Annotated in this window: 17 protein-coding genes; 6 read left to right on the top strand and 11 right to left on the bottom strand. The window is 62.7% G+C overall.

What is annotated here, in order from left to right:
• Positions 1 to 175 precede the first annotated feature (175 nt).
• Both M0D64_RS10075 and M0D64_RS10080 read right to left on the bottom strand, forming a co-directional pair.
• Positions 176 to 1,285, bottom strand: coding sequence for a PHB depolymerase family esterase (locus tag M0D64_RS10075; RefSeq protein ID WP_266257503.1), 1,110 nt, complete (start codon positions 1,283 to 1,285; stop codon positions 176 to 178).
• A 106-nt stretch (positions 1,286 to 1,391) separates the two neighbouring features.
• A complete protein-coding gene (locus tag M0D64_RS10080) occupies positions 1,392 to 1,817 on the bottom strand; it encodes a CopG family transcriptional regulator (protein WP_266257505.1) in 426 nt (141 codons plus the stop codon).
• 389 nt (positions 1,818 to 2,206) lie between these two features.
• Between M0D64_RS10080 and M0D64_RS10085 the strand changes: the two genes are divergently transcribed.
• Positions 2,207 to 2,353 (top strand): hypothetical protein, encoded by a 147-nt coding sequence (locus tag M0D64_RS10085; protein ID WP_154562223.1) that lies wholly within the window; start codon positions 2,207 to 2,209, stop codon positions 2,351 to 2,353.
• 596 nt (positions 2,354 to 2,949) lie between these two features.
• On the opposite strand, the gene rng is transcribed toward M0D64_RS10085, so the two are convergent.
• The 8 genes from rng to M0D64_RS10125 form a co-directional block, all read right to left on the bottom strand.
• A complete protein-coding gene (rng, locus tag M0D64_RS10090; RefSeq protein ID WP_093639528.1) occupies positions 2,950 to 4,419 on the bottom strand; it encodes a ribonuclease G in 1,470 nt (489 codons plus the stop codon).
• A 9-nt stretch (positions 4,420 to 4,428) separates the two neighbouring features.
• On the bottom strand, positions 4,429 to 5,058 hold the full coding sequence (locus M0D64_RS10095) for a nucleoside triphosphate pyrophosphatase (protein WP_266257506.1): 630 nt from the start codon (positions 5,056 to 5,058) through the stop codon (positions 4,429 to 4,431).
• A 211-nt stretch (positions 5,059 to 5,269) separates the two neighbouring features.
• Positions 5,270 to 5,740 (bottom strand): 23S rRNA (pseudouridine(1915)-N(3))-methyltransferase RlmH, encoded by a 471-nt coding sequence (gene rlmH, locus M0D64_RS10100; protein ID WP_093639533.1) that lies wholly within the window; start codon positions 5,738 to 5,740, stop codon positions 5,270 to 5,272.
• Between the two features lie 90 nt (positions 5,741 to 5,830).
• A complete protein-coding gene (rsfS, locus tag M0D64_RS10105) occupies positions 5,831 to 6,286 on the bottom strand; it encodes a ribosome silencing factor (protein WP_154562229.1) in 456 nt (151 codons plus the stop codon).
• 4 nt (positions 6,287 to 6,290) lie between these two features.
• Positions 6,291 to 7,043, bottom strand: coding sequence for a nicotinate-nucleotide adenylyltransferase (locus tag M0D64_RS10110; protein ID WP_266257508.1), 753 nt, complete (start codon positions 7,041 to 7,043; stop codon positions 6,291 to 6,293).
• A gap of 26 nt (positions 7,044 to 7,069) precedes the next feature.
• Positions 7,070 to 7,993, bottom strand: coding sequence for an oxygen-dependent coproporphyrinogen oxidase (hemF, locus tag M0D64_RS10115; RefSeq protein ID WP_266257509.1), 924 nt, complete (start codon positions 7,991 to 7,993; stop codon positions 7,070 to 7,072).
• Between the two features lie 229 nt (positions 7,994 to 8,222).
• Positions 8,223 to 9,521: a phosphoribosylamine--glycine ligase gene (purD, locus tag M0D64_RS10120; RefSeq protein WP_093639543.1), complete on the bottom strand. Its 1,299-nt coding sequence runs from the start codon at positions 9,519 to 9,521 to the stop codon at positions 8,223 to 8,225.
• Between the two features lie 276 nt (positions 9,522 to 9,797).
• A complete protein-coding gene (locus tag M0D64_RS10125) occupies positions 9,798 to 10,526 on the bottom strand; it encodes a YebC/PmpR family DNA-binding transcriptional regulator (RefSeq protein WP_054035139.1) in 729 nt (242 codons plus the stop codon).
• A gap of 502 nt (positions 10,527 to 11,028) precedes the next feature.
• Here M0D64_RS10125 and M0D64_RS10130 point away from each other — a divergent pair.
• Together M0D64_RS10130 and M0D64_RS10135 are read left to right on the top strand one after the other, a co-directional pair.
• Positions 11,029 to 11,205, top strand: a complete 177-nt coding sequence (locus M0D64_RS10130) for a type II toxin-antitoxin system HicA family toxin (RefSeq protein WP_168435775.1) — start codon at positions 11,029 to 11,031, stop codon at positions 11,203 to 11,205.
• A 69-nt stretch (positions 11,206 to 11,274) separates the two neighbouring features.
• Positions 11,275 to 11,697: a type II toxin-antitoxin system HicB family antitoxin gene (locus tag M0D64_RS10135; protein WP_154562237.1), complete on the top strand. Its 423-nt coding sequence runs from the start codon at positions 11,275 to 11,277 to the stop codon at positions 11,695 to 11,697.
• A 63-nt stretch (positions 11,698 to 11,760) separates the two neighbouring features.
• Here M0D64_RS10135 and upp read toward each other — a convergent pair whose 3' ends face one another.
• A complete protein-coding gene (upp, locus tag M0D64_RS10140; protein WP_266257510.1) occupies positions 11,761 to 12,411 on the bottom strand; it encodes a uracil phosphoribosyltransferase in 651 nt (216 codons plus the stop codon).
• Positions 12,412 to 12,647: 236 nt separating this feature from the next.
• Here upp and M0D64_RS10145 point away from each other — a divergent pair, with 236 nt between their 5' ends.
• From M0D64_RS10145 to M0D64_RS10155, 3 genes are all read left to right on the top strand, one after another.
• Positions 12,648 to 13,430 carry an SDR family oxidoreductase gene (locus M0D64_RS10145; protein ID WP_266257511.1) on the top strand — a complete coding sequence of 261 codons (783 nt, stop codon included), beginning with the start codon at positions 12,648 to 12,650 and terminating at the stop codon, positions 13,428 to 13,430.
• A 76-nt stretch (positions 13,431 to 13,506) separates the two neighbouring features.
• The gene (locus M0D64_RS10150; protein ID WP_154562241.1) at positions 13,507 to 13,896 is read left to right on the top strand and encodes a methylglyoxal synthase; all 390 of its coding nucleotides are present in this window, start codon (positions 13,507 to 13,509) and stop codon (positions 13,894 to 13,896) included.
• A gap of 53 nt (positions 13,897 to 13,949) precedes the next feature.
• On the top strand, positions 13,950 to 14,924 hold the full coding sequence (locus M0D64_RS10155) for a quinone oxidoreductase (RefSeq protein ID WP_266257575.1): 975 nt from the start codon (positions 13,950 to 13,952) through the stop codon (positions 14,922 to 14,924).
• Positions 14,925 to 14,980: the final 56 nt, after the last annotated feature.

Genomic DNA, 14,980 nt, shown 5'->3' on the forward strand with positions numbered 1-14,980 from the left:
GATCTCCAAAGTGACCCGGGGCAGGCGCCCAAAGGATTTCGGAGGCCAGGTCTCACGCGAGACGGCAGGTCGACGCGGCACAGTGGTTTTGCTGCGCTGCAACATGAGCCACTTTATACCTTTGCGGCAGGATGTACAGCGTTTTCGTCAAAATGATTCGTCAGTCGAAAGGCGCTCAGTGCGCGCCTGACGCGCGCGGATGGGCGAGGAAGAAGCGCAGCATTTCGGCCGTCGCATCGGGGCCGGATGGGTCCGTGTACGTGCCGCGCTGACTGCCGCCTGCCCATGCGTGGCCCGCGCCTCGGATCGACCAGTACTCCGCTTCGACACCATTTGCCGCGACGAGTCGTTGCACCGTGCAGCCGCGCTGACCGCTCGCTGTGCCTGCGGTGTGCGACAGCGGGCTGAGTGTCGTGACGCCGGCGTCGAAGCGCGCTACGAGCGCAGTAGCGTTCGAAGGATGCACCGTCGTGTCCGCATCGCCATGAAACACGATGAGCGGACGTTGCGGTTCGACGTGCGAGTGGCTGCGATGCGCTTTGCCGCCTTTCATCGCGGCGAGCGCCGAAGGCAGACCTTTCGCGCTTCCGTAGGCGAGGCCGGAATGCACGCAGGCCGCGGCGTACAGGTCGGGCGAGGTTTTCAGCATGACGTCCGCCATGGCGCCACCTGCCGACAGACCCGCCACATACACCCGCGCCGGATCGACGCGATAACGCGCCATCACCTCACGCGTGATACCGGCGATCAACGATGGTTCGCCCTGATCGCGCTGCTGGTCGGCAGGCTTGAACCAGTTCCAGCAAGTCGAAGGATTGGCTGCTTGCGATTGATTCGGATACACGACGATGAAGCCATGACGCTCGGCCATTTCGTTCATGCGCGTGCCGGCCGCGAAGTCGTCGGCGTTTTGCGTGCAGCCGTGCAGCATCACGATTAGCGGCAACGGTTTGCTCTTGTAGACGGCGGGTACGTAGAGCTTGTATTGGCGTTGGCCCGCGCTATTGCTGAAGGTGTGGGTGCTGAAGGTGCCGGGGGTGTCAGCGTCGAAAGTGCGCTCGGCAGGGGCGTGCGGCGTGGTGTTGGCGTGAGATTGCGCCTGTGTCCACGCTTGTGCCCATTCGTTGGCACTCTGCGGCATGGGCGGCGTTTGCGCATTGCCTGCTTTGGCCTTGCTGCCTGCGAGTGCGCGCTGGACTGCAGCGGTCGCTTCCTTCGGCCCCTTGGTGCGTAGCAGGTCGAAGGCTTCTTTCATCGACTTCAGGAAATCTTCGTTCATTTTCATGAGTGTGAGTTACTGCGTTGACTTGCATTGCGCGTGACGGGGTCAGGCGATGAGTTTCACGGCCTTCAGCATGGCTTCAAACAAAAATCAGCCATGCCGGGCGCGCCTACCTGATGCGTCCGGCGAGCGCCGCCTTGACCGCTGGCGACGCGTGAAATGCGCCGAGCACCACCACCGATGCGATCGTGGCCGCCGCAAGTTCCGGCGGCACATCGGCTGCGATGCTGGCGAGGCCTAGCACGTGAATGTCCAGTCGCTCGTTTGCGGCTTGAGCGGCTTCGAGGTCCTGCTTCGAGAAGTGTTGCAGGCCGAGCACCAGCGCGCGCCGGGTCACCGTTTCCGTGACGACCTGCGCGTGTACGCCTAGCTGGTTGCGAATCGCCGTACGGATCAGGTCGGTGCGGTTCGAGTAAAAGCCTTCTTCGACGAGCAGGTCGATCTGGCCCAGGTCGATTGGGCCGAGATTGATGGTGATCTTTTCGGTCTCGCCGCCTTTGGGGCGGGAGGTGTCGATGAGTTTGAGGTTGGCCATTTCTATTCCGTTCGGCGTTCGCTCGGCATCCATATGCCATCCAAATAACATCCAATGGGATGGTTATACGCGCCTGGTCCGAACGGCGTCAATGAGGAAATTGAGGGCCGGGAGACGCTCGCGGAGCGATGACATTGCTGACGACAATGCCTATGGCTCTCCCGGCGACGATTACCGTTTGCGCAACTGCGTTCTATCGATTGCGTTGGCCTAAGAAGCTGCGCCTTGAGCCGGTTCGACACTGAGGCGCGAGGCCGGTCATGGACGCACATGATGGGCTATACGACGACGAGCCTAGCGCCTGGAGGCGGATTGGAGGCATTGATCTGGCCGCCGCGCGGTATAGTGGGTGAAACGAAACGTGTCGGGGGTTCCCCCAGGGAATCAAGATGAGCACGCTCTTTTACTACGTGAGCGCCGCGATGGTCGGCGGCGGTTTTGGAACAAGCGGAATATTCGGCCAGGTGTTTCTTTGGAGTGGGCTCATTCTGATTGCTGCGTCATTCGCGTTCAAGGACGGTGACGGACAGGGGTGAACCGGATTCGTCGAATGGCTCGACACTGCCACTGCAGCAACGTTTGCCTTGACGGTGCACTCGCCATTTACGCGAGTGACCGGCATTGATACCGGGGAATTCAATAGTTGGTAGAAGTCACGGCAGAAGTCTCGGAGTCATGTCTGGCCGCCGCGGCTGTTCGTGACAATCGGACCGTCTCCGCTGTTGGCTGTTCCTGCAATGTAGGAGAATTGAGGGATCATCGCCTAACATATAAGCATGGTCGCAACCTGATAGGGAGGCCGCCATGTCTGATTTAACGTTGGCTATTTTGATTGGGATTATCGCTGCTATATGTGGCGCCGGGATATGGGCCGCATCCAGCAACCAGGAGCGGCTAACCCAGTGGTTCAAAGAGCATCATCTTAGTGACTTGATTCACCATAAGCATTGATGCAGCGACGGCAGAACGGCAAAACCCCGCCGGAGCGGGGCTCAAATCTCAAAGCGATCGATTTGGCGCACGGCGCCGTCAAGCGTGCGCCTTGGCGTGCCGCGCCTCTTGCGCCGCTATATCGCAAATTTCAGGGTTTCGAACTCGGTCAACCGGTCACTGATGCAGAGAATTTGATGATTTACATCAAGACTATATCGTACTGCTCCTGGCTCAAATTCGACTCCACCTGCAACGACACCGGCTTGCCGATGAAATCGATCAGCATCGCCAGATGCTGCGATTCTTCCTCAAGGAAAAGATCGATCACCTGCTGCGACGCCACCACGCGAAACTCGCGCGGATTGAACTGCCGCGACTCGCGCAGAATCTCGCGCAGCACGTCGTAGCACACCGTGCGCGACGTCTTGACCTGTCCCTTGCCCTGACAAACCGGGCAGGGCTCGCACAGCACATGCGCCAACGATTCACGCGTGCGCTTGCGCGTCATCTCCACGAGTCCGAGCTGCGAGAAACCATTCACGGTCACGCGCGTGCGATCGCGCGAGAGCGCCTTCTTCAACTCACCAAGCACCTGATCGCGATGCTCGATGTTCTCCATATCGATGAAGTCGATGATGATCACGCCGCCCAGATTACGCAGCCGCAATTGCCGCGCGATGGTGTGTGCGGCTTCGAGGTTGGTCTTGAAGATCGTATCGTCGAAGTTGCGCGCGCCGACGTAGCCGCCGGTGTTCACGTCGATGGTGGTCATCGCTTCGGTCTGGTCGATCACCAGATAGCCCCCCGACTTCAGATCGACCCGGCGTGACAATGCGCGCTGGATTTCCGCCTCGATGTTGTACAGATCGAAGAGCGGCCGCTCGCCGGTGTAGTGATGCAGCTTCGACGACACCGCCGGCGTGAACTCCGCCGCGAAGTCGGCGAGCATCTGATAGGTCTCGCGTGAGTCGACCTGAATGCGCGAGGTCTCGTCGTTGACGAAATCGCGCAGCACACGTTGTGCGAGATTCAGATCCTGATACAGCAGGCTGGTCGGCGGCATGCGCTGACCTTGCGAGATGATGGTCGCCCACGTCTTGCGCAGATACGCGACGTCGCCGGCCAATTCTTCGCTGGTTGCATCTTCGGCGATGGTGCGGACGATGTAGCCGCCTTTTTCATCGGCAGGCAGCACGGCGGTCAGACGCGCGCGCACGGCCTCGCGTTCGGCTTCGCTCTCGATCTTCTGCGAGATGCCGATGTGCGGTTCCTGCGGCAGATAGACGAGCGTGCGCCCGGCGATACTCACTTGCGTGGACAGCCTCGCGCCCTTGGTGCCGATCGGATCCTTCACGACCTGCACCATCAACGTTTGACCTTCGAAGACGATTTTCTCGATGGGCTGATGCGGCGTTTGATGCTGCGGTTCGCCCGCAATGCGCGGATGCCAGATATCCGCTACGTGGAGAAACGCGGCGCGTTCCAGGCCGATGTCGATGAAGGCGGATTGCATGCCCGGCAACACGCGGACGACTTTGCCGAGATAGACATTGCCGACGCGTCCTCGCGACAGCGTTCGTTCGACGTGAAGTTCCTGGACGGCGCCTTGCTGGACGAGCGCGACGCGCGTTTCCTGCGGCGTGACATTGATCAGGATTTCTTCATTCATGGTGTTATTTTAGAAGTCGATGCGCGCTGCACGCAGGAGGGCAGCGGTTTCAAAAAGCGGCAAACCCATGATACCTGAATAGGACCCGTCGATATGCTCGATAAACTCCGCGGCGCGTCCCTGTACGCCATACGCGCCTGCCTTGCCGAGCGGCTCGCCGCTTGCGGCATAGCGGCGCACGGCGTCCGCTTGCAGTGCAGCAAAACGCACCTTCGATACCGATAGTGCGGCAGGCAGCAACGTGCCTTCCGCGTCGACCACCGCGATGGCCGTCAGCACTTCGTGATCGCGGCCCGCGAGACGCGTGAGCATCGCGACGGCATCGTCGGCGTCGACGGGCTTGCCTAGGATCGCGTCGTCGATCGTGACGGTTGTGTCGGCAACCAGGATCGGCCGTGCCGCATGGCCGCCTGCCACGAGACGCGCGCGCGCTGCGTGCGCTTTCGCGATGCACACGCGCTGCACGTAGTCGCGCGCCCGCTCGCCGGGTAGCTCGACTTCGAGCGCTTCGGCATCTTCATCGGGACGTGGCAGGAGCAATTCGAAACGCACGCCGAGTTGTTGCAACAACTCCTGACGGCGTGGACTTTGGGAAGCGAGGTAAACGAACGGATGCAGCGAAGCGGCGGACATTGGCATGAACAGGTCTCGATGAGGCGGATTGCGTCAATGCGCGAAGCGCGCGCGATGAGCTTGTCAGTCAAGCGACGATGAACGAGCCGAAGGACACGATGAAAAGCACGTCGATCATCGTATCGATAAACGCGCCTGCAAATGCGTCCACAAGGCGCGTCAATCAGCGCAGCCAACAGGACCAGCAAACGCGCGATCCGTCAGCCGCCTCGTTCGCTCACACGCGGTGATAGGGGTGATTTTGCGTGATGGTCCACGCGCGGTAAAGCTGTTCGGCGAGCAGCACGCGGACCATGGCGTGCGGCAGCGTCAGGCTGGAGACACGCAGCAGCATATCGGCGCGTGCTTTCAGATCGGGATCGAGCCCATCGGCGCCGCCGATCAGAAACGCCACGTCGCGGCCGTCCTGCTGCCAGCCGGGCAGGGCGCCGGCGAGTTGCATCGTGGTCCAATCCTTGCCGCGTTCATCGAGCGCGACGATGCGCGCGTTCTTCGGCAACGCGGCTTCAATTTTCTGCCGCTCGGCCGCCATCACGCTTTCGGCCGGACGCCCTGACGAACGCTGCTCGGGCTTGATTTCGCGCAGCTCGATGCGCAGCTCGGGCGGCATGCGCTTCGCGTATTCGTCGAAGCCGGTGGCGATCCAGTCCGGCATCTTGTGGCCGACGGCGAGAATGTGCAGTTTCATGACGGGTGGAATCGAGGACGCAATCGCTGCAATCGCGCACGCATGCTCTGACTTTGCGTCGCGGACTTCAGCGGTTTGCCAGCCACGTACTTACTTGCGGCGTACCGCCGCCTTGCGTGCAGGCTTTTTGACAGCCGGCGCTTCGTCTTCTTCGTCCTCGTCGTCGGGTTCGCTCGAGCGCGCGCCGCCGAACGGATCCGGCGTGGACAGCTTGATGCGCACCGGCTTGTCGCCCCAAATTTCTTCGAGGTTGTAGTACTGGCGCAGCGCCGGTTGCAGGATGTGCACGATCGCGTCGCCGCAATCGACCAGCACCCATTCGCCGACGTCGTCACCTTCGGTGCTGATGACGTCGCCGCCGTTTTCCTTGACGCTCTCGCGCACGCTCGAAGCGAGCGCCTTGGTCTGGCGGTTCGAGGTGCCGGAGGCGACGATCACGCGATCGAACAGCGCGGTCAGGTGGCTGGTGTTGAACACCTTGATGTCTTGCGCTTTGACGTCTTCGAGAGCGTCGACGATCACGCGTTGCAGTTTGCGAATATCCATGGGGTTACCGGTGGTACAGATGATGTTGAAGAATATAGTCCCACACCGCAGTGGGGACATGGCTTGCGGCCCGGGCCTGGCTCCTGTCTTGCGGTTCGCCGCCCGCGAGGGCAAGCCGCTGGGTCACCTGCTCGCGCAGATGCGCGCGAATGTCGGTGGCCGAGACGTTGAACGCAAGCGTCGTATCGATCAGCAAGTGGCCGCAGGGGGTGGCTTGCAGAACGTCGGCGCGGGCACGGCGCGCGTCGATTTCTTTAGCGACCACGGGCGGAATCGATGCGAGGTCGAAACCGGGGCGCGTGGCCGCGCAGATGTGAGCAAACTCGAACAGGCGCCGCCAGTCGCGCCATGTGTCGAGATGCACCAGTTGATCCGCGCCGATCAGAAGCGCAATCGACGCATCCGGACCTTCGCGTTCACGCCATAACTGCAGCGTGTTGATCGTGTATGTCGGACCATCGTGTTCGATCTCGTCGGTCGCCACCCGCACGGTCACGCCCGGCAGCACCAACGCAGTGGCGGCGGCACGGGTCATGGCCAGCCTGTGAACAGCCGCTGACACGTCCGTTTTCTGCCACGGCTGGCCGGCCGGCAGCAACACCAGCTCGGTCAGCTTCAGCACGTCGGCGAAACGCCGCGCGAGCGCGAGGTGGCCGTCGTGGATCGGATCGAAAGTGCCGCCGAGCAGTCCAATCCGGCGAGGCAGGGCGACAGGATGAGCGTTCGGCTTCAGGTGAAGATCCTTTGTCGTGGTCACGTGGTGTGCGGTGCGGGCTTAAAGCCTCACACCCACTCGCGCGGCACGAGAAAATCGCTGTAAAGGCGCGCTTCCGGCGTGCCCGGTTCGGGCTGCCAGTTGTAGCGCCAGTTCGCCACAGGCGGCATCGACATCAGTATCGATTCGGTGCGTCCGCCGCTCTGCAGCCCAAACAGTGTGCCACGGTCGAAGACCAGATTGAACTCGACGTAGCGGCCGCGCCGGTATGCCTGGAAGTCCCGCTCGGCTTCACCGTACGGAATGTTGCGGCGCTTTTCGATGATCGGCATGTACGCTTTGAGGAATCCCTCTCCGACGCTTTTCAGCATCGCGAACGATTGATCGAAGCCCGGCGCCGAGAAATCGTCGAAAAAAATCCCGCCGATGCCACGCGGTTCATTGCGGTGCTTGAGGAAGAAGTACTCGTCGCACCAGCGCTTGAAACTCGGGTAGAGGTCGGCGCCATAAGGCTGCAGCGCGTCGCGGCACACCCGGTGGAAATGCTGCGCGTCTTCCTCGTAGCCGTAGTACGGCGTCAGATCCATGCCGCCGCCGAACCAGAACACCGGCTCTTCGCCGGCCTTGGTCGCGATCAGCAGACGCACGTTCATATGCACGGTCGGGCAGTGCGGATTGTGCGGGTGCAGCACGAGCGAAACGCCCATGGCTTCGAAACCACGGCCGGCCAGTTGCGGACGCGCGGCGCTCGCCGAAGCGGGCAACGCGTCGCCTGCTACGTCCGAAAAGCCAATGCCGGCCCTCTCGAAGAAGTTGCCGCCTTCCAGAATCCGTGTGTAGCCGCCGCCGCGCAGCTTTTCGCCGGGGGCGCGTTGCCATGCGTCGGTCGCGAACGGCTTACCGTCGAACGCGCTGAGCGTGTCCGCGATATGCGTTTGCAGGCCTTGCAGCCAGCTGCGCACGGCCTGTGCGTCATAGCTCGAATCGGTCATGAATGCAGATGCTGAGGGCGGCACACCTGTCGTGCCGCGGGTTCTTCGTGAAGGGCGGGCGCCGGCCTTCGTCAGGACATTCCCGCGAAGGCGCGGTGCTACGGTCGTTCGCGCCGGGTGAAATGCCGATCAACCGGGGTGAGCCCACATGGAGCGGTGGGCGCCGCGATGGCCGCGAAAACCCGCAGTGTAGCGCCGTTGGCGCCGCACGCGGGCGAGTGGGGCGGGCTTAGTGCTTGCCTTCGGTCTTGGCGTCGTGCTTGCGGTTCAATGCGCGGTAGCCGATGTCGCGGCGATATTGCATGCCGTCGAACGAAATCTGGTTGATCGTCTCGTACGCGACCGATTGCGCGCTGCGCACCGAATCCGCCAGGCCGACCACACACAGCACGCGGCCGCCCGAAGTGGTCAGCTTGCCGTCCGCCAGCGTGGTGCCGGCGTGGAAAGTGACCGAATCGCCGGTTTCCGCCGGGATATCGCTGATCCGGTCACCCTTGCGCGGCGTGTCCGGATAGTTGTACGCGGCGAGTACCACGCCGAGCGCGGTACGGCGGTCCCATTCGAGTTCGATCGTATCGAGCGTGCCGGCGATGGCCTGTTCGACCACCTTCGAAAAGTCGCCTTTCAGGCGCGCCATGATCGGCTGCGTTTCCGGGTCGCCCATCCGGCAGTTGAATTCGAGCGTCTTCGGGTTGCCTTGCGCGTCGATCATCAGGCCGGCGTACAGGAAGCCCGTGAAACGGATGCCTTCTTTCTCCATGCCGCGCACGGTCGGCTGGATGATTTCGCGCATCACGCGCGCATGCAGTTGCGGCGTGACGATCGGCGCGGGCGAATACGCGCCCATGCCGCCGGTGTTCGGACCCTGGTCGGCGTCGAGCAGGCGCTTGTGATCCTGGCTCGAAGCGAGCGCCAGCACATGCTTGCCGTCCACCATCACGATGAAGCTGGCTTCTTCGCCGGCGAGGAATTCCTCGATCACGACCCGCGCGCCGGCATCGCCCAGCTTGTTGTCCGACAGCATCATGTCGACTGCGGCGTGCGCTTCTTCCAGCGTTTGCGCAACCACGACGCCCTTGCCGGCGGCGAGGCCGTCTGCCTTGATCACGATCGGCGCGCCCTTGGCGTCCAGATACGCGTGCGCGGCCGCGACGTCGGCGAAGGTTTCGTACTCGGCGGTCGGGATCGCGTGACGCTTCATGAACGCCTTGGCAAAATCTTTCGAGCTTTCGAGCTGCGCGGCTTCCTTGCTCGGCCCGAAAATCTTCAGACCGCGCGAGCGGAACAGATTGACGATGCCCGCGGCGAGCGGCCCTTCCGGTCCGACCAGCGTGAACGCGATCTGTTCTTTCTCGACGAAATCGGCGAGTTCGGCCGGATCGGTGATGTCGATGTTGCGCAGACGCTCGTCCTGGGCGGTGCCGCCATTGCCGGGCGCAACGTAGACGAGCTGAACCCGCGGCGATTGCGCGAGCTTCCATGCCAGCGCATGTTCGCGACCGCCGGAACCGACGACGAGTAACTTCATGTGAATCCCCGAGACTTAAAAACCATAAACGGCTGAAGCATCACGCTCAGCCGTGGAATAACAGCGAGGTTTGCAATGGGCCCGCAGCCAGGTAGCGGCGCAGGGCACATAGCGAACCCGGGTGGTGGCGGTGTGGACGGGATCAAATCGACGCCCGAACAACGCCCGTTCAGCAGCAACGCAATGACCAAACGCAGGACCAACCACAAGGGCCAACCGGCGGCGTGGGCGTGTGGCTCGATGCCGATCCACGCGCGAGGCGCCGCCGGGGCACGCTCATTCGTCGGCGATCGCGGCGTTTGTATAGACTTCCTGCACGTCGTCCAGACTCTCCAGCGCGTCGAGCAGCTTCTGCATTTTCACCGCGTCGTCGCCCGTGAATTCGACTTCCGTCTGAGGTTTCATCGTCACCTCGGCCAATTCGGCCTTGAAGCCCGCGGCTTCAAGCGCGGTCTTCACCTTCGGGAAATCGTTCGGCGGGCACAGCACTTCGATACTGCCGTCTTCGTTCGTGACGACGTCTTCAGCGCCGGCTTCGAGCGCGGCTTCCATCAGCTTGTCTTCCGGCGTGCCGGGCGCGAACAGGAACTGGCCGACGTGATCGAACATGAACGACACCGAGCCGTCCGTGCCCATGTTGCCGCCGTTCTTCGAGAACGCGTGACGTACGTCCGCTACCGTACGGGTGCGGTTGTCGGTCATGGTGTCCACGATCACCGCCGCGCCGCCGATGCCGTAGCCTTCGTAGCGGATTTCTTCGTAGTTTGCGCCATCGACACCGCCCACACCGCGTTGGATAGCACGGTTGACGTTATCTTTCGGCATGTTGGCGTCGTACGCCTTTTCGACGGCGAGCCGCAGACGCGGATTCGAGTCGATGTCGCCGCCACCCATGCGGGCCGCCACCTGAATTTCCTTGATGAGCCGCGTCCAGACCTTGCCGCGCTTGGCGTCTGCCGCTGCTTTTTTATGCTTGATGTTGGCCCATTTCGAATGACCCGCCATACTTTTCTCCGTCGCGCGCGCCAGTGGGGCGCACGCATAGTGCAATTGTCGTTGCGATGTCGGGCGCGCGGCGCTGCTGATTGCGGCCTTGCGCCTCGATGTCAAACCGCTCGGCGCCGGACCGCCCGGTGTCAGGCTTTCCTCAGCTTGATCGCGCCCGGCCGGACCCGGCGAGCGGGACCGAAGGTCGGCAGCGCGGTTGGGGCGGGGCAGGACGGTCAGCGGGCGGCTCAGCGGCGCCCCAGGTGCGCCGGTCCCGGCAGACCCGGCGTTAAGGCGTGATGCACCGCGTGGCAGTGCAAGTCGAGCCGCTCTTTGAGCGGATTCGAATTTTATCACGGCGCAGGGGTGCGGCAGAGAGGGGGCGAGGCGAAAGTAGGCGTCAGGCGCCTCTTTCAGTCGCGCCAGGTAGGTCGCGCATCTTTTGCAGTCGTCGTTGTGGTTGCGAATATAAACATTTTTGTTTATATTTTGCCCTGTGTTCACGAACACAGGAGGGCCGGTGAAGCAAAGCGAGTTCAGACGTTGGCTCGCTGACCAAGGGGCGACTTTCGAACAGGGCAGCAAACATTTGAAGGTGTATCTGAACGGTCGGCAGACCACACTGCCGAGGCATCCCGCTCACGAGATTTCGGAGCCGCTTCGCAAAGCAATTCTTAAGCAACTGAAATGCAAATAGAGGCAAGCCCCGCAAGGGGCTTCATCACCGCCCAGGCTTTTCCCGTCAAGGGACCACGGAGAGTTACCTATGTTTCGCTATCCCGCCCGCATCGAAGCAGACGAAGCTGGCTTTACCGTTTCCTTCCGCGATATTCCGGAGGCGTTGACCTCGGGCGCAACGCTCGAAGAGGCACGCGAAATGGCGGCCGACGCGCTGGCGACGGCGATGGACTTTTACTTCGAAGACAAGCGGCAAGTTCCGTTGCCGTCAAAAGCGCGGCGGGGCGAAGAACTGGTCGAGCTGCCAGCGAGCCTGGCCGCGAAAGTGCTGCTGCTCAACGAAATGCTCGCGCAAAAGGTGTCGCCTTCCGAATTGGCGAGGCGTCTTCATACGCGTGCACAGGATATCCAGCGCGTCATTGACCTTGGGCACGTCACGAAGATCGACACCATCGCGTCGGCGCTGGCCGCGCTTGGCAAGCGTCTCGAACTGTCGATTGTGCCGGCGTAGCGTGCAAATCGAGTGGTGGCGGCGTGTTACGCGCGCCGCCCCGCTGCTTTCTTCAGCCCGCTGTCAGTTTTTCGTGCCGAACAGGCGGTCGCCTGCGTCGCCGAGACCCGGCACGATGTACGCGTGTTCGTTCAGGTGCGAATCGAGCGACGCCACGTACAGCTTGACGTCCGGATGCGCGTCCTGGAACACCTGCACGCCTTCCGGCGCGGCCACCAGCGCGAGGAACAGGATGTTCTCGCCGGCCACGTTGCGGCGCTTGAGCACGTCCACCGCGTGCACGGCCGAATAACCGGTCGCGACCATCGGATCGCACAGAATGAACACGCGGTCTTCCAGATCCGGCAGGCGCACCAGATACTCGACCGGGCGATGGTCTTCGGCGCGATACACGCCGATGTGCCCCACGCGCGCCGACGGCACCAGCTCCAGCAGGCCGTCCGACATGCCGATGCCCGCACGCAGCACCGGCACGATCGCCAGTTTCTTGCCGGCGATCACCGGCGCGTCGATCTCGACCAGCGGCGTGGTGAGGCGGCGCGTGGTCATCGGCAGGTTGCGGGTGATTTCGTAGCCCATCAGCAGCGTGATCTCGCGCAGCAGTTCGCGGAATGTGCGGGTCGAGGTCTCCCGGTCGCGCATATGCGACAGCTTGTGCTGGATCAGCGGGTGATCGAGGATGAAAAGATTGGGAAAACGGCTGTCCTGGGTCATGGCGGGGGCGCAAGCGGCGGCTAGAGGGATCGGTTTGGCGCTCCGCACGGCCTGAAACCGGCAGGCGGGCGCGCCACGGCGCAAGTTTACCGAAAGAGTGGCGCCGGAAGATACCGGAGATTGCAGTGGCCCGGCGCAGTCCGGCACCGATTCTTCTAGAATCGGGGGAAACTTTGCCACGATCGGGCACCCGCGGGACCATCCCCGCGCCACGACTACGTCATGAGGATAGACACATGGACATGGGAATCGCAGGACGCACCGCGCTGGTTTGCGCGGCCAGCAAGGGTCTCGGGCGCGGCTGCGCGGAAGCGCTGGCAGCCGAAGGCGTCAACCTGACGATCGTCGCGCGCACGGCTGAGACGCTGGAGGCGACCGCCGCCGAGATTCGCAAGCAGAGCGGCGTGGACGTGAAAACGGTGGCGTGCGACATCACCACGCCCGAAGGGCGCGCCGCGGCGCTCGCCGCCTGTCCGCAGCCGGACATTCTGGTCAACAACGCGGGCGGCCCGCCGCCGGGCGACTTCCGCAACTTCACGCACGAAGACTGGATTCGCGCGCTGGAGAGCAACATGCTCACGCCGATCGAGCTGATCCGAGCGACCATCGACGGGATGAGCGAGCGCGGCTTTGGGCGCATCGTCAACATCACGAGTTCGGCGGTCAAGGCGCCGATCGACGTGCTCGGCCTGTCCAACGGCGCTCGCTCCGGGCTGACCGGTTTCATTGCGGGACTGGCGCGCAGCAAGGTAGCCGCCTCGGGCGTGACGATCAACAGCCTGCTGCCGGGCCTGTTCGACACCGACCGCATTGCCACCACCTTCACGGCGCAAGCCAACGCGCAACACATTTCCGTCGACGATGCGCGCAAGCAGCGCATGAAAACGATCCCCGCCGGCCGTTTCGGCACGCGCGATGAGTTTGGCCGCGCCTGTGCGTTCCTGTGCAGCGTGCATGCCGGCTACATCACCGGGCAGAACTGGCTGATCGACGGCGGCGCTTACCCCGGTACGTTCTGAGCGTGTACGTTCTGACGCACCAGCATCACCTTCACTACAACAACGACAATCACAACGGTTTCAGGAGTCTTACGTCATGAGCACCCGCATTGCGCTGATCGCGCACGATCATAAGAAAGACGACATTGTCAAACTGGCGGGCGAATACGTCGATACGCTCAGGCGCTGCGAGATCGTCGCGACCGGCACGACCGGCACGCGCATCGGCGACGCGCATGGCCTCACGGTCGAGCGCATGTTGTCCGGTCCGCACGGCGGCGACCTGCAGATCGGCGCGCAGCTTGCGGAAGGGCGGGTGGACATGGTGATCTTCCTGCGCGACCCGATGACGCCGCAGCCGCACGAACCGGATATCAACGCGCTGGTGCGTGCCTGCGACGTTCACAACATTCCATGCGCCACCAATATTTCGACCGCGCGAATGATTCTCGACGTGCTGACGTTGCGCTTCACGCAGCGGGTCTAGGCGAACGCGGTGGTGTTTCAAGATCAAACGAAACCACAAACCAGGGAGACATGATGGTCAAAGCAATCCGATTCGACAAAACCGGCGGCCCCGAGGTAATGAAATGGGTCGACGTCGAAGTGGGCGAGCCGGGTGCGGGCGAGATTCGCATCGAGCAGACTGCGGTCGGCCTGAACTATATCGACGTGTATTTCCGCACGGGTTTGTATCCGTTGCCGTTGCCCGGTGGCCTCGGCATGGAAGCGGCCGGTGAAGTGACGGCGGTCGGCGCCGGTGTGACCGGTCTCAAAGCGGGCGATCGCGTGGCGTACGTGGCGCGTCCGCCTGGCGCCTATACCCAGGCGCGCGTGCTGCCGGCGGCCCAAGTCGTCAAGGTGCCGGACGCGTTGAGCGACGAGCAGGCGGCCTCCGTCATGCTGCAAGGGCTGACCGCGCAATATCTGCTGCGCCGCACGTATCCGGTGAAGGCCGGTGACACAATCCTGATCCAGGCCGCGGCCGGCGGCGTCGGTCTGCTGGTTTGCCAGTGGGCGAAGGCGCTCGGCGCAACGGTGATCGGCACGGTCGGCTCCGACGAGAAAGCCGAGATCGCCAAAGCGCACGGCTGCGACCACCCCATCGTCTACACGCGCGAAAACTTCACCAAGCGTGTGCGCGAGATCACCAACGGTGCGGGTGTGCCGGTGGTGTACGACTCGATCGGTAAAGACACGTTTACGGGCTCGCTCGACTGCCTCGCGCCGCTTGGCCTGTTCGTGAGCTTCGGCAATGCCTCGGGACCGTTGCCGCCGATCGATTCGTCGGAATTTGCAGGACGCGGTTCGCTGTTCTTTACGCGCCCCACACTCTTCACCTATATCGCCAAACGCAGTGACTACGAGGCGATGTCCTCGGAGCTGTTCGACGTACTGGTGTCGGGCAAGGTGAAGGCGAGCATCAATCAGCGCTTCGAGCTGGCTGATGTCGGGAAGGCGCATGCGGATCTTGAAGGGCGCCGCACCACGGGTTCGACAGTTCTGTTGCCCTAAACGCGAAAGACCGCAAACCCATACCCAGCGGGTCAAGGCCGTTCCATCCCACGATG

Source organism: Paraburkholderia sp. WS6, from assembly GCF_030464835.1.
GTDB classification, from domain to species: Bacteria; Pseudomonadota; Gammaproteobacteria; order Burkholderiales; family Burkholderiaceae; genus Paraburkholderia; species Paraburkholderia madseniana.